Source organism: Amycolatopsis marina (assembly GCF_900111885.1).
GTDB classification, from domain to species: Bacteria; Actinomycetota; Actinomycetes; order Mycobacteriales; family Pseudonocardiaceae; genus Amycolatopsis; species Amycolatopsis marina.
This window is the reverse complement of the sequence record NZ_FOKG01000010.1, coordinates 203328-223927: the sequence shown is the minus strand read 5'-3', so window position 1 is coordinate 223927 and position 20600 is coordinate 203328. Positions and strand designations below refer to the sequence as shown.

At 67.3% G+C, this 20600-nt stretch carries 23 protein-coding genes; 18 read left to right on the top strand and 5 right to left on the bottom strand.

Features of this window, described 5'->3' with window-relative positions:
- Positions 1-6: 6 nt before the first annotated feature.
- Complete coding sequence (locus tag BM199_RS18090; RefSeq protein WP_091674491.1) at positions 7-972, bottom strand: MBL fold metallo-hydrolase; 966 nt, start codon at positions 970-972, stop codon at positions 7-9.
- Positions 973-1117: 145 nt separating this feature from the next.
- Here BM199_RS18090 and BM199_RS18085 point away from each other — a divergent pair, with 145 nt between their 5' ends.
- The 4 genes from BM199_RS18085 to BM199_RS33330 all read left to right on the top strand — a co-directional run bounded on the left by BM199_RS18085 (position 1118) and on the right by BM199_RS33330 (position 4234).
- On the top strand, positions 1118-1657 hold the full coding sequence (locus BM199_RS18085) for a MarR family winged helix-turn-helix transcriptional regulator (protein ID WP_091674424.1): 540 nt from the start codon (positions 1118-1120) through the stop codon (positions 1655-1657).
- 117 nt (positions 1658-1774) lie between these two features.
- Positions 1775-3070: an MFS transporter gene (locus tag BM199_RS18080; RefSeq protein ID WP_091674423.1), complete on the top strand. Its 1296-nt coding sequence runs from the start codon at positions 1775-1777 to the stop codon at positions 3068-3070.
- Between the two features lie 46 nt (positions 3071-3116).
- Positions 3117-3965: an arylamine N-acetyltransferase family protein gene (locus BM199_RS18075; protein WP_091674422.1), complete on the top strand. Its 849-nt coding sequence runs from the start codon at positions 3117-3119 to the stop codon at positions 3963-3965.
- Between the two features lie 20 nt (positions 3966-3985).
- Positions 3986-4234 carry a hypothetical protein gene (locus BM199_RS33330; RefSeq protein ID WP_143101858.1) on the top strand — a complete coding sequence of 83 codons (249 nt, stop codon included), beginning with the start codon at positions 3986-3988 and terminating at the stop codon, positions 4232-4234.
- Positions 4235-4335: 101 nt separating this feature from the next.
- Here BM199_RS33330 and BM199_RS18070 read toward each other — a convergent pair whose 3' ends face one another.
- Positions 4336-4815, bottom strand: a complete 480-nt coding sequence (locus BM199_RS18070; protein WP_218160362.1) for a P-loop nucleotide/nucleoside kinase family protein — start codon at positions 4813-4815, stop codon at positions 4336-4338.
- A 250-nt stretch (positions 4816-5065) separates the two neighbouring features.
- Between BM199_RS18070 and BM199_RS18065 the strand changes: the two genes are divergently transcribed.
- From BM199_RS18065 to trxA, 5 genes are all read left to right on the top strand, one after another.
- Entirely contained in the window at positions 5066-5626 is a 561-nt protein-coding gene (locus tag BM199_RS18065; RefSeq protein ID WP_177242673.1) for a TetR/AcrR family transcriptional regulator, read from the top strand.
- A gap of 63 nt (positions 5627-5689) precedes the next feature.
- Positions 5690-6880 (top strand): FAD-dependent monooxygenase, encoded by a 1191-nt coding sequence (locus BM199_RS18060; RefSeq protein WP_091674420.1) that lies wholly within the window; start codon positions 5690-5692, stop codon positions 6878-6880.
- A gap of 81 nt (positions 6881-6961) precedes the next feature.
- On the top strand, positions 6962-7312 hold the full coding sequence (locus tag BM199_RS18055) for an antibiotic biosynthesis monooxygenase family protein (RefSeq protein WP_091674419.1): 351 nt from the start codon (positions 6962-6964) through the stop codon (positions 7310-7312).
- 184 nt (positions 7313-7496) lie between these two features.
- The gene (locus BM199_RS18050; RefSeq protein WP_091674418.1) at positions 7497-7937 is read left to right on the top strand and encodes a MerR family transcriptional regulator; all 441 of its coding nucleotides are present in this window, start codon (positions 7497-7499) and stop codon (positions 7935-7937) included.
- Positions 7912-8259: a thioredoxin gene (gene trxA / locus BM199_RS18045; protein WP_091674417.1), complete on the top strand. Its 348-nt coding sequence runs from the start codon at positions 7912-7914 to the stop codon at positions 8257-8259. Before BM199_RS18050 ends, trxA begins: the two co-directional genes overlap by 26 nt.
- 207 nt (positions 8260-8466) lie before the next feature.
- Here the strand turns inward: trxA and BM199_RS18040 are convergent, their stop codons facing one another.
- Positions 8467-8745, bottom strand: a complete 279-nt coding sequence (locus tag BM199_RS18040) for an alpha/beta hydrolase (protein WP_245788435.1) — start codon at positions 8743-8745, stop codon at positions 8467-8469.
- 98 nt (positions 8746-8843) lie between these two features.
- Here BM199_RS18040 and dinB point away from each other — a divergent pair, with 98 nt between their 5' ends.
- From dinB to BM199_RS18020, 4 genes are all read left to right on the top strand, one after another.
- A complete protein-coding gene (gene dinB, locus BM199_RS18035; protein ID WP_218160361.1) occupies positions 8844-10031 on the top strand; it encodes a DNA polymerase IV in 1188 nt (395 codons plus the stop codon).
- A gap of 120 nt (positions 10032-10151) precedes the next feature.
- Positions 10152-11720 (top strand): cytochrome bc1 complex cytochrome b subunit, encoded by a 1569-nt coding sequence (qcrB, locus tag BM199_RS18030; protein ID WP_091674415.1) that lies wholly within the window; start codon positions 10152-10154, stop codon positions 11718-11720.
- Between the two features lie 152 nt (positions 11721-11872).
- A complete protein-coding gene (locus BM199_RS18025; RefSeq protein ID WP_091674489.1) occupies positions 11873-12481 on the top strand; it encodes a GNAT family N-acetyltransferase in 609 nt (202 codons plus the stop codon).
- Positions 12482-12606: 125 nt separating this feature from the next.
- Positions 12607-13431, top strand: coding sequence for an SAM-dependent methyltransferase (locus tag BM199_RS18020; RefSeq protein ID WP_091674414.1), 825 nt, complete (start codon positions 12607-12609; stop codon positions 13429-13431).
- A gap of 11 nt (positions 13432-13442) precedes the next feature.
- Here the strand turns inward: BM199_RS18020 and aztA are convergent, their stop codons facing one another.
- Positions 13443-14156, bottom strand: a complete 714-nt coding sequence (gene aztA / locus BM199_RS18015) for a zinc ABC transporter ATP-binding protein AztA (protein ID WP_091674413.1) — start codon at positions 14154-14156, stop codon at positions 13443-13445.
- Positions 14157-14204: 48 nt separating this feature from the next.
- On the opposite strand from aztA, the gene aztB reads away from it, so the two are divergent.
- The 5 genes from aztB to mgtE all read left to right on the top strand — a co-directional run bounded on the left by aztB (position 14205) and on the right by mgtE (position 20005).
- Positions 14205-15110, top strand: coding sequence for a zinc ABC transporter permease AztB (aztB, locus tag BM199_RS18010; RefSeq protein WP_091674412.1), 906 nt, complete (start codon positions 14205-14207; stop codon positions 15108-15110).
- Positions 15107-16333 (top strand): hypothetical protein, encoded by a 1227-nt coding sequence (locus BM199_RS18005; protein ID WP_091674411.1) that lies wholly within the window; start codon positions 15107-15109, stop codon positions 16331-16333. The genes aztB and BM199_RS18005 overlap by 4 nt, the downstream gene beginning before the upstream one ends.
- 71 nt (positions 16334-16404) lie before the next feature.
- Positions 16405-17280, top strand: coding sequence for a zinc ABC transporter substrate-binding protein AztC (gene aztC, locus BM199_RS18000; RefSeq protein WP_091674488.1), 876 nt, complete (start codon positions 16405-16407; stop codon positions 17278-17280).
- Between the two features lie 28 nt (positions 17281-17308).
- A complete protein-coding gene (aztD, locus tag BM199_RS17995; protein WP_091674487.1) occupies positions 17309-18508 on the top strand; it encodes a zinc metallochaperone AztD in 1200 nt (399 codons plus the stop codon).
- 159 nt (positions 18509-18667) lie between these two features.
- The gene (mgtE, locus tag BM199_RS17990; protein WP_091674410.1) at positions 18668-20005 is read left to right on the top strand and encodes a magnesium transporter; all 1338 of its coding nucleotides are present in this window, start codon (positions 18668-18670) and stop codon (positions 20003-20005) included.
- A gap of 95 nt (positions 20006-20100) precedes the next feature.
- Here the strand turns inward: mgtE and BM199_RS17985 are convergent, their stop codons facing one another.
- Complete coding sequence (locus BM199_RS17985; protein ID WP_177242672.1) at positions 20101-20382, bottom strand: formyltransferase family protein; 282 nt, start codon at positions 20380-20382, stop codon at positions 20101-20103.
- Positions 20383-20600: the final 218 nt, after the last annotated feature.

Here is a 20600-nt window from a genome sequence, read left to right as displayed (position 1 = left end):
AGTGGCTCACCCGCCCTGCAGCTGGTCCCAGACCTCACGGTCCCGCGCGGCGGTCCAGATGACCGGGCGCTCGATGCCGGACAGCTCGTCCCAGAGCCGGGACACGTCAAACGGCAGGCAGTGCTCGAAGATCGGCCAGTGGCCGTATGTCCCGGACAGCGCGCTGTGTGTGGCTTCGAAGGCCTCCTTCAGCGTGCCGCCTGCCCGGTGGACGGCGCCGACCTCGCGGATCATCACGTGCAGAAAGTGCCGGGTCTGCTCGACCGCGGCGTCGACGGCACCCCGCCCGCGGCTGACGGCACCACGTCCCCCCACGAGCTGTTCGGCCTCGAACGCCCGCACCATGTCCAGGGTGGACGAAGCCCAGTCGTGATGGAACGCGTCCCCGGTGTAGAGAGCGGCCTCCGCCTCCACCAGGTCGCCGGCGAAGAGAATCCGCGTCCGCGGCAGCCAGGCGACGATGTCCCCCTCGGTGTGCCCCCTGCCGCAGTACCGCAGCACGAGGTCCCCACGGTCGCCGCCGAGATCGATCGTGAGCCGGTCCGAGAAGGTCATGGTCGGCCAGGTGAGCCCGGGGACGGATTCAGCCTGCTTCGCCAGCCGCGGCATCCGCCCGAACTCGCTCTCCCAGTCCTCCTTGCCGCGCTCGGCGATCAGCGCCCTGGTGTTCTCGTGCGCCAAGATCACCTCGGCGTCGAACGCCGACGCCCCCAGCACCCGGACCGCGTGGTAGTGCGACAGCACGAGATAACGGATCGGTTTGTCGGTGTGCTCGCGCAACCGCGCCAGCCATTCTCCGGCAGCCACCGGCGTCGCGAGGGCCTCGAAGCAGACCAGAAAGTCCTCCCCCTCGATGGCGCCGACATTCGGGTCACCTTCCGCGGTCAGTGCATAGACACCGTCGGCCAGCACCTCCAGGGACTGCGTCTTCTCCCCCAGGTCCGCCGACGACGCGAATGCCTTCTGAGTCAACGCCAACACCCCATTTGATCAATACTTTGATTATATCCTCTTCGCAGAGTAACCCCCATCACAGCACAACGGAAACCCCTCCGTCACCACGCGCGCAGACCAGGGGCACCGAGGAATCCGGTGCCGGTGCGCATACGCTGGGCCGATGACCACGCAGCCGGCAGGCCCCGACGGGCTCGACTACCTGTCGTTCGTGGATTACGCGGTCGCCAGGACAACACGGGAACTGCCGTCCGTCGATCCGACGGCGATGCGACTGGTGCTGACGCTGCACCGGGTCACCAGTTCGCTCGTCTACGACCTCGAGTCGGCGGTGCACCGGCCCCACGGCTGGAGCTGGCCGGGTTTCCGGGTGCTGTTCGTGCTCTGGCTGGCGGGCCCACTGGAGTCGAAGCGGGTGGCCGAACTCTCCGGCATGAGCCGGGCGGCGGTTTCGGCACTGGTCAATACGCTCGTACGTGACGAGCTTGTGTCCCGGCACCAGGCGGAGCATGACCGGCGAGCCGTGCAGCTCGATCTCACCGAGGCCGGACACAAGGCGATCACAGGCGCGTTCCAGGCACACAACGAGCGCGAACAGGCCTGGACAGGCGCCCTTTCCAAGCCGGAACAGACCATCCTCATCGGCCTGCTCGAGAAGCTCATGCACGGCTCGGACGACGCCGAGCCCAAGAAGCGCTTCTGACCTACAAGGCCGGGCGCACCCCTTGCCAGGTGTGCCCTACCTCACTTACGCTGCCCGCCATTCAATCAAAGTCTTCACTACATGGGCGATGGCGCCTCGGCAGTCTGCGAGTCAGCGATGACGAGAACCCCGGTCTCCTCCACGGGTCAGCGGAAGGTCCGTCCACTGCAGGTCGCACTGGCGAGTTTCGTCGGCACCGCCGTCGAGTGGTACGACTACTTCATCTACGGCATGGCCGCGGCCATCGTTTTCGGTCCGCTCTTCTTTCCGTCCTTCTCCCCCCTCGCAGGCACGATGGCCGCTTTCGCGACGTTCTCGGTCGGCTTCCTCGCCCGGCCGATTGGCGGGATCGTCATGGGGCATTTCGGAGATCGCGTCGGCCGCAGGTCGATGCTGGTCGTCTCCCTGCTGACGATGGGGGTCGCCACCACGGGGATCGGCCTGCTGCCCACCTACGAGACGATCGGCGCGCTCGCCCCCGTCCTGCTGGTGGCCCTGCGCTTCCTCCAGGGCATCGGGGTCGGCGGCGAATGGGGTGGCGCCGTACTGATGGCGGTCGAACACGCGCCACGGCACAAGAAGGGCTTCTACGGCAGCTTCCCCCAGATGGGCGTGCCCGGCGGACTCATCCTCGCCAATCTCGTCTTCCTCGCGGTGTCCACATCGCTCAGTGACGCGGCATTCCTCGCCTGGGGCTGGCGGGTGCCGTTCCTCGCGAGCGCTGTCATGGTGATCATCGGCCTGGTCATCCGGTTCAGGATCACCGAAAGTCCTGATTTCGAGCGACTGAGGCAGGACGAGTCGCAGGAGCGGTTGCCGATCGTCACCGTTCTCACGAAAAGCCCGAAGCAGGTGCTGCTCGCTGCTGGCGCGTTCGTCGGGAACAACACCCTCGGCTACATCTTCATGGCGTATCTACTGTCCTACGCCACTACGGCCCTGGGCCTCGCGCGCGGCCTGATCCTGACCTGCACGCTCATCGGTGCACTCACCTGGCTGCTGGTCATACCGTGGGCATCGGCACTTTCCGACCGCCATGGCAGGGAGCGGGTACTACTGATCGGCTACCTCGGCCAGATCGTCTGCGCGACCGTGCTTTTCCCGCTCGTCGACACCAGGAATCCGGCGCTGATCCTCGCCGCGCTGATTGCCCTCGCCGCCTGCATGGGCATCACCTACGGTCCGCTGGCCGCACTGTTCGCCGAACTGTTCCCGGCCAATGTCCGATACAGCGGCGCGTCCCTCGGCTACCAGCTCGGCTCGATTCTCGGCGGCGGTCTGGCACCGACGGTCGCCGCGGGGCTCTACGCGACGTGGCAGTCGAGCGTGCCGATCAGCATCTACCTCGGCGGCGTGAGCGCGCTCAGTCTCGTCTGTGTCGCCCTGTGCACGAAGGCGACACGGTACCGCTGACACGCACTCTTGACCTCTACCATGCTTGAGGTACCAGAGTGGTTGTATGAACGCGACGACGCAGCATTCCGAAACCGCATCCGACGAGTGGGGGGTGGACGAGCTCGACCTCGACGCCTACCTCGACCGCATCGGGCAGTCCCGCTCCGAACCGTCCGCGGCCGCGTTGACGGCCCTGCACGAGGCGCACGTGCGCACCATTCCGTTCGAGAACATCGATCCGCTGCTCGGCACGAGTCCCACACTCGAGCTCACGGCGATCAGCGCCAAACTCGTTCAGCGCGACCGGGGCGGCTACTGCTACGAGCACGGCCTGTTGTTCGCCGCAGCACTCGAACGCCTCGGCTACCGGGTGACCCGGCTGGCTGCCCGGGTGAATCCGGACAAGCCAGGCCCGAAGACGCACCTCAACCTGGTGGTTCGCGCCGACGGGGCCGACCACCTCGTAGACGTGGGGTTCGGGGCAGGAGTGCTGCGGCCCATGCAGTTGCGGGACGGCGTAGTGGTGGACCAGGGCGGCTGGAAACACCGGCTCACGAGGGACGGCAGGTACTGGCGCCTGGAGAAGCAGACCGCGGACGGCTGGAGTGCGCTGCACGCCTTCGACGACACCCCGCAACACCAGATCGACTACGAGGTGTTCAACCACTACGTGGCCACACATCCACGCTCACCGTTCACCGGTCAGCTCGTCGTCATGCGACTCGACGACGGGATCAGCCGCAAACTCCTCGGCAACCGGCTGATCACCGAATACGCGGACGGGCGAACCGAGGAGAGCAGGGTGCCACCTGAGCAGTTAGCTGCCACCCTGCGCGAGCTGGACATCGTGCTCGATCCAGCCGAACTGGACGCACTCCTTCAGCTGTACCCCGACCCCGCCGAAAGCCACTGAACCCGAGGCCGGATTCAGGGATGGAACGCCTGCAAGTACCACCAAGCAAGATCACCACCACCGCCAACTACCCCCAACCGCACTTTCCCGGGAAAGTGCGGGTCCACTCACGACACTTTCCCGGGAAAGTGCTTGACGTGCGGGAGAAACTGCTTGCCTTGTACCGCTCATCGAACCAGAGTGACCGTTTGCCGACAGCGGACTTGGTAGAGCGCTACAAGGGCCGCAACGTCGTCGAGCGTTGCATCAACAAGCTCAAGCAATGGTGAGGCATTACGATGCGCTCAGACAAAACCGCCCGCGCCCACCGTGCCGCGATCACCCTCGCCGCCACGCTGATCTGGATCGAGACCGACTTGATTCACGCGGCCTAGCGGACCACCTCGAGCGGCCCCTCCTCGGGCGTCGGCGGCTCGAACCGCTCGAAGTACTCCGTCGCCGTCTGCTCGGTGAGCGGCCAATCGTCCGCCCGCCTGCCGTGTCGGTCACCGACCCGGCTCAGGATGGTCTCAAGACTCGTCGCGATGTAAACAGTTTCCGGCAGGATGCCCTGCGGTGCGAGCAGTGCGCGGAACTCATCGCGTTGTCGCCGGAACCAGAATCCGAAGTCGAGCACGACATCGTTCCCCGCCGCGACATGGCGCAGCAAACGCGCCTTCAGGTCTGTCGCCACCTCGGCGACCACTTCGGCGGAGGGCATCGTCGTGATTCCGCGATCCCAGAACTCCACCTCGAACGACAAACGCGTCCAGCCCTCGCGCTCCAGGCCCTTGGCGTAGGTAGTCTTGCCGGCACCACCTGGCCCGCACATCATCACGACGCGGGGTCGTCGTGTCTTGTTCACTGCCACCGGGCCGAGGTTACGCTCCGCCACTGACGTTGAGACTCGCAACGCTCCGCTCATCATTCAATCTGGATCAGATCGGACTTGATCCACACGCCCTAGGGATCAGCAAGGCGTTTCGCTTCCTGGAGCAACGTCAGTCCCACCACAACACGATGGTCGTCCGCCCCGCCTTGCCTTCCGGACGTCACGCGCTACGGTTGGGGCAGTCGTACAGGGCGACCGTACAGGATGAGTGACCTGGCAAGGGTGGACGATGAACTCTCCGGCAGCCGCGCGCGGACGCGAGGTGCGGCAACGACTGCTCGCGGCCGCGGTGGAGCTCATACCGGAACGCGGATGGACAGCGGTCAGCACGCGGATTCTGGCGGAGCGTGCGGGAGTGACTCCCAGCGTCGTGCACTATCACTTCCCGTCCCTTTCTGCCCTGCTGAACGAAGCCGTGGTCGGACTGATGCGACAGATATTGTCCTATGTAGACGGTGTCCTGGAGTCCGCCGAAACCCCTGCCGAGGCCGTCGACGCGATGCTCTCCTCGGTGGACCGTTACACGGGAGCCGACCCGGTCTCCTTGCTTACGGTGGAGGCATACCTGGCAGCGACGCGGGACGACCAACTCCGCGAACAGGTCCGCGGACTGGTCGAGGCGTTCCGATCGCGTTTCGGCCGCTGGCTTGGCGACCGCGGAGTGTCCGCCCCGGACGAAACGGCGGCCGTGCTGGTTGCCGCGCTCGACGGGCTGCTCCTGCACCGAGGACTGGAGACGGGACCGGATCCGGCGCACGTTTCGGCGGTCCTGCGCAGGCTTGTCCAGTAGCACCGGAACACACAGCGCCCTGCCCCGCGAACGAGATTCGGAAAGCGCAACGGGAGGAACACCATGCGGATCGTGATCTGTGGAGCGGGAATCGCCGGCCTTACCCTCGCGATCCGGGTGGCGGAACTGGGTGGCGACGTCGTACTGCTGGAACGGGCAACCGGTCCCCGGCAACAAGGATACATGATCGACTTCTTCGGCCCCGGCTTCGACGCCGCAGAAGCCATGGGGTTGCTGCCCGCGCTCGACAACGTCGCGTTTCACCTGGACCAGGCGACGCTGATCGACGAGCGTGGCCGGCACCGGGCCGACATACGGCCACGACAGTTCGCCGATGGGCCGCTGCTGAACATCATGCGTCCCGACCTCGAGCAGGTACTGCGCGAACGGCTGCCCGCGGAGGTGGACCTGCGGTTCGGCACCGGTCCGAGCGCTGTCGAGGACCGCGGCGACGGGGTGCGGGTCACTCTCGAAGACGGCGCCGAACTGGAAGCCGACCTGCTCGTCGGCGCAGACGGCATCCACTCGACCGTCCGCGGGCTGGTGTTCGGACCCGAGTCATTGTTCCTGCGCTACCTCGGATTTCACACGGCGGCCTTCACCTTCGACTCCCCGGGAATCCACGGGGCCGTTCGTGGCCGCGCCTGCATGACCGACTCGATCGACAGGCAGATGGGCTTCTACGCCCTGCGTGACGGCGCCGTCGCCGCCTTTGCCGTGTACCGCAACCCGGACCCCGAACTGCCGGCGGACGCCAGTGCGGCTGTGCGTGATGCCTTCGGCGGGTTGGGCTGGGTGGTGCCCGAGGCGATCGAGAAACGTCCGGCGTCGGCCGAGATCTACTACGACCAGGTTGCCCAGATCCACCTGCCGAAGTGGAGCAAGGGAAGGGTCGCACTCGTCGGTGACGCGGCGTACGCCGTGTCGTTGCTCGCGGGCCAAGGCGCCTCGCTCGGCATCGCGGGCGCGTTCGTGCTGGCCGACCGGCTCGCCAAGGCACCGACGATTCCCGAGGCGCTGGCGGAGTACGAACAGGTGTGGCGTCCGGTGGCCGAGGAGAAGCAGCGGACCGGCCGAGGAGCGGCCCGCTGGTTCCTGCCCGCATCGACACCCCAGTTGTGGCTGAGACGTGCGGTACTGCGGATGGCACGGCTGCCGGTCATCAACCGGATCGTGGCCACCACCCTGGCGGGCAGGTCCATTTCGCTCATCAAGGACCTGACTTCCGCGGACCCGGCCGCCCTCGCACGTTGAGCACACCTCGATTCCGGCGCCTCCCGCGGCCCCGGTGGCAATCCCGTTGCTCGCTGATCTCGCCGCCTGTATACAGCCCGTATGCGAACCTACCCGGACCCGCCGTACTACGTGGTGGTCTTCACGTCCCGACGCACTCCCGGCGACAACGGCTACTCGGACAGCGCCGCACGACTGGACGAGATCGCCGCACAGCAGCCCGGTTACCTGGGCCACGACTCGGCCCGCAGCAGTCCCGAACTCGGCATAACCGTGTCGTACTGGAAGGACGAGGAGTCGATCTCGGCCTGGAAGCGGCACATAGAGCACACGCCGATCCGGAACCGCGGGCGGGCGGAGTGGTACGAAACGTACGAGGTCCACGTCGCGAAGGTGGAGCGCTCCTACTTCTTCGAACGCGACCAGTTGGACACCTTGCCCGTTGACGGATGACTGTGGTGATCTCCTCATCTCCGAGCGGTTTCCCGTTACGAGACCAATGGCGCGGACGCCTGCGCCGCACGATGACCAGAACCCTCCACAGTGGAGGCGTATAGGCCGTTATACAGCCATCTGGCCGCGCAACGCGGCATTCGTTGTTGCCTTGACGTAAAGGTCAACGTCTAGGCTCGAGCACATGCGAATCGGTGAGCTCGCCAGACGGGCCGGAACGACGACGCGCGCACTTCGTTTCTACGAGGCACAGGGGTTGCTCCGGGCCCGCCGCTCGACGAACGGCTACCGGGAGTACGAAGAGGACGACCTGCGGCTCGTCACCGAGATCCTGACCCTGCAAACCGTGGGACTCAGCCTGGACGACACCCGTCCGTTCGTGGAATGCCTGCGCGCCGGCCACGAGAGCGGCGACTCCTGCGCCGATTCGATCGAGGTCTACCAACGCAAACTCGCCGAGGTGAACGCCTGTATCGACCGGCTCAACTCGGTGCGGACGAACCTGCTCACCAAGCTGGCCGGTGCCCTGGAAAGGCCGCCGGGACCGTGCAGCGTCGCCGACCGGTCACCAGCGCGATCAACGAAACCAAGGAGCTTCGATGCACCAGACACAGCAGACCGGTGAGGTCACCACGGTCACGGACGGCACCTTCGACCGGGAGGTGCTCGGTCATGACGGAGCGGTCCTCGTGGACTTCTGGGCCCAGTGGTGCCCGCCCTGCCACATGATCGCTCCCGTGCTCGCGGAGATCGCTCACGAGCGGGCGGGCACACTCGCGATCCGCAAGATCAACACTGACGAGAACCCGGAGTCGATGCGCCGGTTCAAGGTCATGTCACTGCCCACGCTGATGCTGTTTCGCGATGGCCGGCCAATTCGGGCATTCGTCGGCGCGAAGCCGAAAGCCCGGTTGCTGGCGGAACTGGACGCCGCACTGCGGCAGTAACGAGGAGCGAACGGGCCGGGGTGCTCATCCGGCCGTCATGGACATGTTCCAGACCGCTGTCCCGTTGACCGGGTCCACCGCGGAGGTCACCTCGTCCAGCAGCACGATGGGCGCTGCCGCCCGCACCTCGGCCTCATCGGCATCGGGACGACCGCCCCGCGGACATGCAACAGCCGTGCCCTGCGCTGTTCCGGCGCGGAGGCAAGGTCAGTGGCGGTCATCGCTGCTCACCACACATGTCGTGACCTGGCCCGCCGTGCCAAGGCGATCCCGGAGGTAGCCGGTGATCTCCGCCCGAGCGGCCCTGGCCTGCGGCACCACCCCCGGCGTGCTGAGGAAACCGTGTGTGGCGCCGTGATGTTCGCGGAGCCGCGCAGGCGTCCCGGACTCGCGCAGCCGTTCGGCGTAGCGGCGTCCGTGGTCGGCCAGCGGGTCCACGGTGGGCACCACCACGAGCGCCGGACCAGTCCCGGATCTACGCCCCACGCCGCCGCGTGTGCCATGACGTGTCGCAGCGCGTCCCAAAGTCGCTTCCAGGTGTGACCTGGAGCACTCCTGTCGGTGGTCGGTGCCATTCTGTGTCCGTGCCGAACGAAGGACCGATCCTGCATGCCGATCTCGACGCGTTCTACGCGTCGGTCGAGCAGCGGGACGACCCTCGGCTTCGGGGCAGGCCGGTGATCGTCGGGGGTGGCGTCGTACTCGCGGCGAGCTACGAGGCGAAGGCCTGCGGCGTCCGGACGGCGATGGGCGGCGGGCTGGCGAGACGACTGTGTCCCGGCGCGGTGGTGGTGCCACCCCGGATGTCTGCCTACTCGGCGGCGAGCAAGGCGGTGTTCGCGGTGTTCGCGCAGACCACGCCGCTGGTCGAGGGCCTGTCCATCGACGAGGCATTCCTCGACGTCGGCGGCCTCGCCCGGCTCGCGGGCACCCCCTCCCGGATCGCCGCCCGGCTGCGAAGGGAGGTCGCCGAGCAGGTCGGGCTGCCCATCACCGTCGGGGTGGCCAGGACCAAGTTCCTCGCCAAGGTGGCCAGTGGCGTCGCCAAACCCGACGGGCTGCTCGTGGTGCCACACGACGGCGAACTCGCGTTTCTGCATCCACTGCCGGTGGAACGTCTGTGGGGGGTCGGCCAGGTCACCGCGGGCAAACTGCACACACGCGGGATCAGGACCGTCGGGCAGGTGGCCCGGCTCGGTGAGGCGGAACTCGTCTCGCTGCTCGGCAGGGGCACCGGCCGTCACCTGTACGCACTCGCCAACAACCACGATCCGCGACCGGTGCGAGTGGGACAACGGCGCCGGTCCATGGGGGCACAGCGCGCTCTGGGCAGGAAGCAGAGGTCGCCGCAGGAACTCGACGCGATCCTCACCGCACTCGTCGATCGCCTCACCCGCAGACTGCGCGGGGCCGGGCGCGAGTGCCGGACAGTGACGCTCCGGCTGCGCTTCGCCGACTTCACGCGCGCGACCAGGTCGCACACACTGCGCGAGCCCACCGCGCACACCGAGACCGTCCTCGAGACGGCGCGGCGTCTCCTGGCCGCGGCGAGGCCGCTGATCGAACGGCAGGGCCTCACCCTCATCGGCGTGGCACTGTCCCAACTGGACAACGACGCCGTTCAGCTCACCCTGCCGTTCGACGGCACGGATGCGGGCGACTTGGACAACGCCCTCGACGGCGTGCGCAGCCGGTTCGGCTCCTCGGCCATCACCCGCGCCACACTGCTGGGCCACGACGACGGCCCCTCGGTGCCGTTGCTGCCCGACTGAACTCCTGCCCGGCCCAGCGCGTCGAGTGCACTCGAAGTCTCCATGTCGCCGTCGGCTGTCACATTTCCGGCCGCTGTGACGTCTGGTGGTTGAGGCACACGAGCAGAGGGGTGAGCCCGCATGGGGACGAGACGAATCGGGACGACGACAGGCGGGACAGCCACCGGACTGGACCGCCGCTATCCGCTGGCCCGCGGGTTGCGGCATCAGCTGAACAAGGTGTTCCCGAACCACTGGTCGTTCCTGCTCGGTGAGATCGCGCTCTACAGCTTCATCATCGTGATCCTGTCGGGCGTGTACCTGACGTTGTTCTTCGACCCCTCGATGGAGGAGGTCGTCTACAACGGCCCGTACCCGAACCTGCAGGGCATCGAGATGTCGCGGGCGCTGGAAAGCACCCTGGAGATCTCCTTCGAGGTCCGCGGCGGACTGCTGATCCGGCAGCTGCACCACTGGGGCGCACTCGTCTTCGTGGCCGCGATGATGGTGCACATGTTCCGGATCTTCTTCACCGGAGCATTCCGCCGCCCGCGTGAGGCGACCTGGGTCGTTGGGGCACTGCTGCTGATCCTGGGTATGTTCGAGGGCTTCTTCGGCTACTCGCTGCCGGACGACCTGCTCTCCGGAACGGGGTTGCGGGCGACCGTGTCCGGCATCGTGCTCTCGGTTCCGGTTGCGGGCACCTGGCTGCACTGGCTCATCTTCGGCTCCGAGTTCCCCGGCACCGAAATCATCCCGCGGCTGTACGCGCTGCACATCCTCGTCGTGCCCGCCATCATGATCGCGTTGGTCGCCGTCCACCTCGGGTTGGTGTGGTACCAGAAGCACACCCAGTTCCCCGGCGTGCGCCGCAAGGAGACCAACGTCGTCGGCGTGCGCATCATGCCGTACTTCGCGCTCAAGGCCGGCGCGTTCTTCGTGCTGGTCACCGGCGTGCTCACCCTGCTGGCGGGGCTCTTCCAGATCAACGCCGTGTGGAACATCGGGCCGTACAACCCCTCGCAGGTGTCCGCCGGGTCCCAGCCGGACTGGTATCTGGCGTGGGCCGACGGGCTGCTGCGCATCTTCCCGCCATGGGAACTCTATCTGGGCGGCTACACCGTTCCCGCGGTTTTCTTCGCCGGAGCCTGCGGCATGTCAGCCCTCTTCGCGGTACTGCTGACCTATCCATGGATCGAGCGCAGGCTGGCCGGCGACACCGCACACCACAACCTGGTGCAGCGCCCCAGGGACGCCCCGGTCCGCACCAGCCTCGGGATGATGGCCCTCTCGTTCTTCGCCGTGGTCGAGGCCTCCGGCTTCAACGACATCATCGCGGCGGAGTTCGACATTTCCCTGAACGCCACCGTGTGGGCCGGTCGTATCGGTGTCCTGCTCGTGCCGCCGCTGGCCTACTTCGTCACGTACCGGATCTGCCTCGGCCTGCAGCGCGCCGACCGGGAGGTCCTGGAACACGGAATGGAAACCGGGATCATCAAACGCCTGCCGCAGGGCGGGTTCGTCGAGATTCATCAGCCGCTCGGCCCGATCGACGGGCACGGTCACCCACTGCCGCTGGAGTATCAGGGTGCACCGGTACCGAAGAAGCCGAACGCACTCGGCGCTGCCGGCCGCGCGGTGCCCGGCAGTCTCCTCTCCCCCGACCCCGCCGAGGAGACCGGCGCGTTGGAACGCGAGCGGAGCCGGTGACGGCAGGCTGATCCGCGCGGCCACCGCGGCGGCCCATACCCGTGCGGCGCCGCTGGAGGAGCGCGGTATGGTCGTCGCCGATGATGATGTTCCCGCCCCGCTCAGGCTCGGCGGGCCGCCGTATCCAGGTGTCGACGAACCCGCCGGGCTGGATGGGCCGGAAGGTGAGGCTGCGCGAGATCGCCCCGGGCGACCACCGGACATTGATCGGCTTCGACCGGGCCTCGGCCCGCAACCGCTCCCCCCAGGTAGGCGGATACCGGCACTGGGCCGCGCACCGCGCGGGTGCCGCCGACTCCGGCGACAACCTCCATTTCGCGATCGAGACGCTGCACGGGCGGATGCTGGTCGGCTCGATGTGCACGATTCAGGCCGACCCGCTCTCCGACCGGTTCAGTTACGGCGTCGGGATCGGGCCACAGCACAGGCGGTGTGGCTACGCGGGTGACGCGATCACCGTCCTGCTCGCGCACATGTTCGGCCAGCGCCGCTACCGCAAGTGTGAGGTCAGCATCTACGGCGGCAATCTCGCCTCGCTGTCGTTGCACGGTGCGCTCGGCTTCCGTGAAGAGGGTCGCCTTCGCGACACGGAACTGCAGCGCGGCGGCATCAGGTATGTGGTGCTGATGAGCATCACCGCGGACGAGTTCGCGGAGCTCCACCCGGACTTCACCGCAGCACATCCTCCGGTTCGCCCCAAGCGAGGGCGACACTGGCGTCCCGAACGCGGGCGGCACTGGCACGCCCAGCACCTGCGCTGACCACCGAGCCGATAGCCGCACCTGCGCACGCGCACGACGATCATTCGCGCAAGCCTTGGTGACGGCACGTACCGATGCCGCTACCATGACGGCGTCCCCGGCTATCGTGAGGAGATCAACAGCCAATGTCCGCTGAAGGCACGGAGCAAGCGAATCCCGAGGTCGTGGTGCTCGACAACGGCGTACCCACTGCCGCACGGGTCTACGACGTGATGCTCGATGGCAAGGACAACTACGCGATCGACCGGGAAGTCGCGAACGCGAGCCTCGCGGTGATGCCGGAACTCAAGGAGATCGCACAGCACAACCGTGCGATCTTGCATCGCGTCGTGCGCCATCTCGCCGGGGACGCGGGCGTGACCCAGTTTCTCGACCTCGGATCCGGCCTTCCCACCGCGGCGAACACCCACGAGGCGGCCCAAGGCGTCAACTCGGACGCGCGTGTCGTCTACGTTGACATCGATCCGATCGTGCTCGCGCACGGCAGGGCGCTGCTGGCGGACAACGCGAACACGCGGGTGATCACCGCCGATATCCGCAAACCACAGGAAGTGCTGGAGCACCCGGACGTTCAGGGCTTCATCGACTTCGACAAGCCGGTGTGTGTGATGCTCTGCGGCATCCTGCACCACCTCCTCGACGACGAGGACCCGCAGGGCATCGTCGACACCCTGCGGGAGGCCGTTCCCGCGGGATCGTTCTTCTTCATCACCAACTTCACTCGCCTCAGCGATGCTCCCGAAAGCGAGGAGCTGGAACGGGTCCTGCTGTCACAACTCGGCACCGGCCGGGTGCGCACCCCCGCCGAACTCACGCGCTTCTTCGACGGACTCGAACTACTCAGCCCGGGTCTCGTGCCACTTCCACTGTGGCGGCCCGACGAAATCGTCACCGACGCCACCACGGTCGCCGCGCGCTTCATGACCGGCGGAGTAGCCCGCAAGCCCTAGTGAGCGGCCGCTCAACCCAACTCCGGCACGCCCCACGCTTCTCGCACCGCCCGCTCCGTCAAGGTCTCGCCCGGCGCGCCCTGGCCGATCAGCCTGCCGGCACGCAGCAGCAGGCAGTGGTCGGCCTTCCGGGCGACCTCGAGGTCATGCGTTACGCGTAGTACCGTCACTCCCCCGCGGGCAGCAACGGTGAGCGCGTCATCGATGCGCGCTCGCGCGTCGAGATCCATTCCGGCCGCCGGCTCGTCGAGCATCAGCACGTCCGCCTCCTGCGCGAGCCCCTGCGCGACCAGCACGCGTTGCCGCTGGCCACCGGAAAGCGCACCCAGTTGCCGCCGGGCGAGTGCGCCGATCCCCAGCCGTTCCATGCAGTTGTCCACCACGTCCCAGTCGTGTCCGCGCAGCCTGCGCCACGGCCCGCGGTGCGCCCACCTGCCCATCGCCACCACCGACCGCACGGTGACCGGAAGTGCGTCGGAAACATGACTTCGTTGCACGACATAGGCCGGGCGGCATGACCCGGTCGTCGTCACCGTGCCCTTCGTCGGGCGCAGCACTCCGGCGACCACGTTGAGCAGCGAGGACTTTCCGGCACCGTTCGCGCCGACCACCACGCTGACCTGACCGAGAGGCACTCGGGCGCTGATCCCGCTCAGCACTTCCCGCTGCCCGTATCCCGCACTGATATCACTGAGCGTCACCGCTGTGGGGGTAATGTTGCGCATCGCACCTTCTTGATAATGATTGTCATTGCCACTGTAGAGTGAACCATCATGGACTGGCTGCTGCTCCCGTTCGAGGTGTCCTTCGTGCAGCGAGCCCTGGTTGCCGGAGTTCTCGTGTCCGTTGTCTGCGCGCTGGTCGGCACCTGGGTCGTGTTGCGCGGCATGGCTTTCCTCGGTGACGCGATGGCACACGGCATGCTTCCGGGGATCGCGCTGGCATCACTGCTCGGCGGCAATCTGCTGCTGGGGGCCGCGATCAGCGCCGGCGCCATGGCCTGCGGAGTCACGCTGCTGAGTCGTTCGCCACGGCTGTCCAGGGACACCGGCATCGGGCTGCTCTTCGTCGGCATGCTCGCGGTCGGCGTGATCATCGTCTCGCACTCCAGGTCCTTCGCGGTCGACCTGACGGGCTTCCTCTTCGGCGACGTCCTCGCGGTTCGCGACGCGGATCTGCTCGCGCTCGCCGTGGCCGTCGCCATCGCCGCGGTCGTCTCACTGCTGGGCTACCGGTCCTTCCTCGCGCTGACCTTCGACACCCGTAAGGCGCACACTCTCGGCCTGCGCCCGAAGCTCGCCAACGCGGTGCTGCTCGCGCTGGTGACACTGGCGATCGTCGCGTCATTTCACGTCGTCGGGACCCTGCTTGTGTTCGGTCTGCTCATCGCGCCGCCCGCGGCCGCGATGGTCTGGGCCGGTCGGATCCCCGTGATCATGTCCTGCGCCGCGCTGATCGGCGCCACCTCGACCGCGGTCGGGCTCGTCCTCTCCTGGCACTGGGGCACCGCGACCGGCGCCACCATCGCCGCGGTCGCCGTCCTCTCCTTCTTCCTCTCCGCGCTACTGGCCGCGATCCGCCGACGACTTCGGCGCCCGAACCGGGCGACGAGCACCGACAACGACGAAGGTCACCGAGATCCCGTGAAGACACCCGAGCAGATCGAGTACGCGACATGAGATTCCCGAAAGACAGCACTGTCCGACTCACGGCCGCCGCAGCGTCCTGCTGGCTACTGGTGAGCTGTGGTGGCAACCCCGAAACCGAGCCCGAATCCCCGGCGGAGACTCCGCACGGTTACGTCGAGGGTGCCGAGGAGACCGCGGAGGCACAGTCACGCATGATCGTCGCCGATGCCACGACCGGCGCGCTTCGGGTCGTCGACCTGATAACCGAGGAGGTGACCGAACTCGGCCAGGTCGACGGCGTGGACGGAATCGTGGGCGACGGCAGGTTCGGCTACCTCGACACCGTCGGAGATTTCGTGCACGTCACCGACAGCGGCTCGTGGACGGTGGATCACGGAGACCACGTGCACTACTACCGAGCCGAACCTCGCGAAGTCGGGACGGTGCAAGGAAAGCAGCTCACCGGCGCGTACAGCGATCCGGCGGTGGCCGCCCTCTCGTTCTCCGACGGCAGCGTGGCCCTGCTCGACCAGTCGCAGCTCGGCGACGGCGCGATCGCGGAAACGAACCGGATCACGGGCAATCCGCACGAGGCCGTGGCGGTTCCCTACAAGGAACACATCCTGACCTCGGTGGCCGAAGCCGGTCAGCACTTGGCACGCGGTGTCGAGGTCCGGACCCGGGACGGCCTGCCCTTCGCCAACATCGACGAGCCGTGCCCCTCGCTGCGGGGCGCGGCAGTGACCCGGCGCGGAGTGGTCTTCGGCTGCGCGGACGGTGCGTTGCTCGTCACGCGGGAGGACGGGGCCTTCCACGGCGAGAAGATCGGTTATCCCCGCCCGGTCGGCGACGAGGAACGCGCAACGGAGTTCACTCACCGGCCGTTGAGCACCACGCTCGCGGCGAAGGCGGGTGACGACGGCGTCTGGTTGCTGGATGTGTCGCGCAAGGCCTGGAACGAGGTGCGGACCGGGCCCACGATCGCGGTGAACGCGGTGGGTGAGGGCGCGCCGCTACTGACGCTGACCGACGACGGTGTCCTGTACGCCTACGATCCCGAATCCGGCGAACAGATCGCGAAGACGAACCTGCTGCCCGCGGAAGTCGCGAAGGGCACGCCCGCTCCTGTCATCCAGGTCGACACGACCCGTGCCTACGTCAACAATCCTTCGGCGGGCGAGCTCTACGAGATCGACTACAACGACGACCTGCGGCGCGCACGCACCCTGGCCGTCGACGGCAGGGCCAGCTACACCGTGGAGACCGGCAGGTGAGCCCCCGAAGGAAGCACACCCCGCGTGGAGTGCGCCGCGTTGTCTCCCTGCTCCTCGCACTCACCACCGCGATGTCGGTCATGGCATGCACCGGGACGACGCATTCACGCCAGGGCGTGGTGGTCACCACCAACATCCTCGGTGACATAACGCGCGCCATCGTCGGCGACGAGGCCGAGGTCACGGTGCTGATGAAGCCCAATGCCGATCCCCACTCGTTCGGCGTCTCCGCACAGCAGGCGGCCCACATCGAGCAGGCCGGACTGGTTGTCTACAACGGACTCGGGCTGGAGGAAGGTGTACTCCGCAACGTCGATGCCGCCGAGGAGGCCGGGGTCCCGACGCTGGCGGTCGGCGAGCAGGTGAACCCTATTCGCTACGCCACCGACGAGTCGGCTGGTCAGCCGGACCCGCACTTCTGGACCGATCCCCAACGGGTGCACGACGCCGTGGGCGTCATCGCCGAACAGCTGATCTCGAACGTCGATGGCCTGGACGAGGCCGTGATCCGGCGGAACGCCGCTCGGTACCGCGCAGCGATCGAGGAACTCGACACCGAGATGGGCCTGCGGTTCGACGAGATACCGCGGGAGCGCCGCAAGCTGGTCACCAATCATCACGTGTTCGGCTATCTGGCGAAACGGTTCGGCTTCGAGATCGTCGGCGCGGTGGTGCCCAGCGGCACCACACTCGCCTCGCCGAGCGCGGCGGATCTGAAATCGCTCGCGGACACCGTCCGGTCGACCGGTGTGCCGACCATCTTCGCCGATTCCTCCCAGCCCGACAGGCTCGCCCGCGTACTCGCCGATCAGGCCGGTCTCGACGTCGCTGTTGTCCCGCTGTTCTCCGAATCCCTGACCGAGCCGGGACAGGGCGCCGCCAGCTACCTGGAAATGATGCGCGCCAACACCGAGGCGATCACCACGGGACTTCGGCAGCAGAACTGACCAAAGAAGTAGACGAAAGGTGATGATCATGACAGCGTCGTTGCGTATCAGGCGACGAAACAGCACCCGGCTCGCGGTGCTGTCCATCGCCGCGGCGGCCGCACTTCCGCTCGCGGCCTGCGGTTCCGAATCCGACGCCGGCCCGTCCGGGCAGAATGGCGCCCAGGCACCGGAAGCCACACTGACCGAACCGGTCGCAACCACCTACGACGGTGGAATTCTCGTGCTGGACGGGAAGACCCTGGACGTCGTCGAGGACATTCCGTTGGCGGGATTCAACCGGCTCAACCCCGCGGGGGACGACCGGCACGTGCTGGTGTCCACCTCCACCGGATTCCGGGTTCTCGACGCGGGCGCCCCGGCCCTGACCGAACTGGAATTCGCGGCCGCCAAACCCGGACACGTGGTCCGGCATGCGGGCAAGACGGTGCTGTTCGCGGACGGCACCGGCGAGATCACCGTGTTCGACCCGGACTCGCTCGGTTCGGAGCTACCGCCCACTGAGGTGCACCGGACTCCGGAGGCACATCACGGGGTCGCGGTCGAACTCGACGGCGGTCAACTCGTGACGACACTGGGCAATGAGGACGAGCGTCCGGGGATCGTGGTGCTGGACGAGGACGGCAACGAGATCGCCCGCAACGAGGACTGCCCTGGTGTGCACGGGGAGGCCACGGCCGCGGGCGAAGCGGTGGTGATCGGGTGTGAAACCGGGGTTCTCATCTACAAGAACGGGAAGATCACGAAGGTGAGCAGCCCGGACGAGTACGGCCGGATCGGGAACCAGGCGGGCTCCGAATCCTCACCGATCACGCTCGGGGACTACAAGACCGACAAGGACGCCGAACTCGAGCGCCCCACCCGGATTTCGCTGATCAACACGGAAACCGGGACGCTCGACCTCGTCGATATCGGCACCAGCTACACCTTCCGTTCACTGGGACGTGGCCCCGGTGGTGAAGCCCTGGTCCTGGGCACCGACGGTCACATCCACGTCATCGATCCGGTCAGGGCGACCGTCACCAAGACGATTCCCGTGATCGGCGAATGGCAGGAACCACTGGAGTGGCAGGAGGCGCGCCCCGCGTTGTTCGTCCGTGGTGCCACCGCGTACGTCACCGACCCGGACAACAACGAGATCTCCGCGGTGGACCTCGACGAGGGCACGAAGACGACCACCGCGAAGCTGCCCGCCGCACCCAACGAGATCAGCGGCCCCCTCGCGTAGACGGGCAGGAGACCGGTGCGGTGGTAGGGCGCCCGCCGCACCGGTCTCGGCCCAGCAGTCCGTCCGCACGGGTGACGACCCGTCGCCGTGCGGTGATCGGCTCGTGCGTGAAGGATCGAAGGCGACCGGCCCGCGACGATCCGGGACAGGAGGGACGTGATGGTGGCGTCCGAGCCAATGGTGCGCAGGCTGCTGGACGACAACGACATCGACGAGCTGCAGGAATGGCTGGACCGGCACCCGCCGTACCGGGTCGCGGATGAGCTGGCTCGCCTCGACGAGTTCAACGCCGTGCTGCTGTTCCGCCTGCTGGGCAAGGACCGGGCGCTGGCGGTGTTCGAGGAACTCGATCCGGCCGACCAGCACAAGGTGCTGTCCGGGCTACGGCACCAGACGTTCGGCGACGTCGTCGAGGCGATGGACCCCGACGACCGGGCCAGGCTGCTCGGCGAGGCTCCCGCCAAGTTCGCCCGCCATGTCCTCGCCGGACTCAGCCCGCGTGAACGGAGCATGACCGCCGCACTGCTCGGGTACCCTGAGGGCTCGGTCGGGCGCGTGATGAGTCCCGAGACCGTGGCGATCCGCCGCCACCTCACCGCGGAACAGGCCCTGCAGGTGGTGCGGGACAGGGGCGGCGAGGCCGAGACTGTCTACACCTTGCCGGTCATCGACGACCAGCGCCGATTTCTGGGCACCCTCACGCTGCGCGAGCTGGTCCTGAGCCCTCCGGATCGGCCGGTCACCGAACTCGTCGACACCGACATTCCCCGGGTGCGCGCCACCGACGACGCCGAGGACGCATCCCGGCTCATGCAGGAGGCCAATCTGCTCGACCTGCCCGTCGTCGACAGCGAGGACCGGGTGCTGGGGCTGCTCACCATCGACGATGCGGTGGAACTGATCGAGGCCGCCGACACCGAGGACGTCGCCAGGCAGTCCGCGGCCGCTCCCTGGTCCGGCCACTACATGTCGGCGGGGGTGGCCCAGCTGGCCCGCTCCCGCGCGGTGTGGCTGCTGCTGCTCATCGTCGCGGCCACCCTCACCGTCAACGTGCTGCAGATATTCGAGGACACCCTCGAGCAGGTCACCGCGCTCGCCCTCTTCATCCCGCTGCTCGTGGGCACCGGTGGCAACGCGGGCGCCCAGGCCGCGACGGCAGCGGTACGCGCCCTCGCGGTCGGCGAGGTCCGCACGACCGATGTGCTCCGGGTGGCCTGGCGCGAATGCCGCGTCGGCTTGCTGCTCGGCGTCCTGCTCGCCGCTGTCGGCCTGGTGGTCGGCACGATCCTGGTCGACCTGCCCGTCGCCGCGACGGTTGCCCTTTCACTGATCCTGATCTGCTCCTGGGCCGCCATGATCGGCGCCACAATGCCGTTGCTGGCCAAACGTCTGGGGATCGACCCGGCGGTGATCTCCGCTCCCCTGGTCACCACCCTCGTGGATGCCACCGGACTCATCATCTACTTCCTCATCGCCCACGCCGTCCTCAACCTCTGAGCGGCGGCCACTGAACACCAGAGCTGGCCAGATCGGGAACACCACCTGGGCGATGATCGGCCCGGTATCGATGCCCTCGTCGACCTCGTGAATGGTCACCTCATGGCAGCTCTCACGTTGAACAGCGACCAGCTCGCCGGGCGGACGCCCCGATACTCCGGCAGCCTGCCAGGGTGGCAGTTGATGATCCTTCCGCTGTCCTCAATCAGCTTCCGCCCGATGATCTTGTTATAGAGCACATTGACAATCAGATCGTGGCCGTCGCCGACCAACTCCCGCCAATCGCCGGAGCGAACGAGCCGAGCGCGGGGCCAGCGTCTGGGCGACTCGACGGACAGGCGCATGTCCCAGTCGGGCTCGAGGTCGTTCGGCACCACCGCCGACAGTGTCCAGCCGTCGACTCCGGACACAACGTCGCACGCATGCAGCGCCAGACTCCCCTTGCTCAATAGGGCCGAGGTGATCAGAGGACTCGCGGACCTTCTCCGGCGCATGGAGTCGGCCAGGTGATCCGCCGATCACCTGGCCTGACACCGCTCGCCAACCTCACCCACAAGCTGCACAAACGGGCAACGGCAGGCCGTCCGGGTTAGCC